This window comes from Clostridia bacterium, from assembly GCA_014360065.1.
In the GTDB taxonomy this organism is placed as follows: Bacteria; Bacillota; DSM-521; order Neomoorellales; family JACIYF01; genus JACIYF01.
Genome location: JACIYF010000235.1, coordinates 1 through 1,826 on the forward strand (window position 1 = coordinate 1; position 1,826 = coordinate 1,826).

A 1,826-nucleotide genomic window follows, 5' to 3' on the forward strand; every position below is an offset into this window, starting at 1 on the left:
CGGTTTTTTTTATTATAATAGTTTCAGTGACTGATTGCCAAGGGCTCCTGGCTGCCAACTTGGCTCCGGCCTTTAGGTGGCTCCGCGCAAGGTAAATATATGTTTTTTCTGAGGAGTGGAGGAGTGGAAAAGCAGAGGCTGCTAAGCTTTATTGGTCTTACAGGGGCATTAGCCGTAACTTTAGGGCTAGCCCTATGGCGGCCCTGGGTGGGCGGTGCCTCAGTTTGGATCTGGGGTTTGGCCTTTGGCTTTGTGCTCCAAAAAAGCCGATTTTGCTTTGTGGCCAGCTTTCGCGATCCCCTGGTTACCGGTTCCACTGCGGTGAGCCGGGCGGTGGTCTTACTCTTGGCGGCCAATACCTTGGGCTTTTCCGCAGTTCAGCTTTGGCTCGGCCCTGTGGGCGACATTTATCCGGCTGGTTGGCATACCTTAGCTGGAGGGATCTTGTTTGGGGTGGGGATGGTGATCGCTGGCGGCTGTGCCAGCGGTACCTTGATGCGGATGGGCGAGGGCCACCTCTTGCAGTGGTTTACCCTTTTAGGGTTTGTGGCCGGATCCCTGGTGGGCGCTTTTACCTACGGTTGGTGGCAGGCCGCTTCCATGATCAAGAGCCCTGAAATATTCTTGCCTGACTACCTAGGCTGGCCGGCCGCTTTAGCTCTGCAGTTGGGGCTATTAGGTGTAGTTTACTATGGGCTCACCCTCTATGAGCGTAGAGCCCTCGGCGTTGCAGCCGGCCTTGACGCCGGGGGCGCAAGCGAACCCTTAGGGGCGCAAGCCGACACCCGACCCCCGCTTTGGTCTCGAGTAACCCGCCGACTCCTGCAAGTCCTGGTAGTGCCTTGGCCTTACTGGGCTGGAGCTATAGCCTTAGCCGTGCTCAATACTACTTTCCTAGCCTTGCATGGTTACAGCTGGGGCATTACCACCGCCTTTACCTATTGGGGGGCTTGGCTAGGACAAGCTTTTGGTGCCCACCCAGAGGCCTGGTACTTTTTTAGCTTGCCCGGACCCAAGACCGGGCTGGTGGCTGGAATTGGGCACGACCCTCGGACCCTCCTGGATTTAGGCATGATCTGGGGAGCCTTTCTTAGCGCTGCTCTAGCCTCAGAGTGGCGCTGGCGCCGGCCAAAGATGGGGCGGCAAGCGCTGGCCGCACTGGTGGGCGGAGTGGCCATGGGTTATGGCTCGCGGATCGCCTTTGGCTGCAACATTGGCGCTTTTCTTAACGGCATCTCCTCTCTTTCCCTTCACGGCTGGCTTTTTGGTCTGGCGCTTTTGGTTGGCGCCTGGATGGGAAGCCAGATCCTGCTGCGCTACCTAGTCAAGTAAGGTTGTCCGGACGGGGCGGGAGCCCGGGGTAGGCCAGAGCCGGCTGGCGCCAACACCTACCTCTCGCTGCCAGTTATCGAAATGGTGGGTGCCCTTCGAAAGTCTCGATAGCTACTTCCCTAAACTAGTGCCAAAAAATACAGCAATTTCAACGGTTCTAGCTGCTGGTGGGTGTCTTTACGCCGGTTTGAGCCTCCAAACCGGGTGGGAGGAAAACGCATATATTTCACCAAGTAGCTTAAGTAAAAGCGCTGACCCTGACCCAGCCTCGTTAGTAGGCACCAAATAAGGCTAGAGCAGAACCGAGGCCACGAGCCTAAGGGCAAAGGCAGGAGCCTGGGCTGGGTTGATAGTGGCAATACTTAAAGGCATTAAGCCCAGGTGGGAGGTGAAAAGGAAGCCCGGAGCGGGGGTTTCAACTCCAAGTTTGTGAAATTGATAGTTACCTGAAATTCAAAGTTGGTAATTGCGGTTACACCCCAGGGGGTTATGCG

1 protein-coding gene is annotated in these 1,826 nt (G+C 56.4%); it reads left to right on the forward strand.

All coding sequences use genetic code 11. From position 1 onward, the window contains the following. The first annotated feature begins 123 nt into the window (after positions 1 to 123). Entirely contained in the window at positions 124 to 1,332 is a 1,209-nt protein-coding gene (locus H5U02_15410) for a YeeE/YedE family protein (GenBank protein MBC7343807.1), read from the forward strand. Positions 1,333 to 1,826 lie beyond the last annotated feature (494 nt).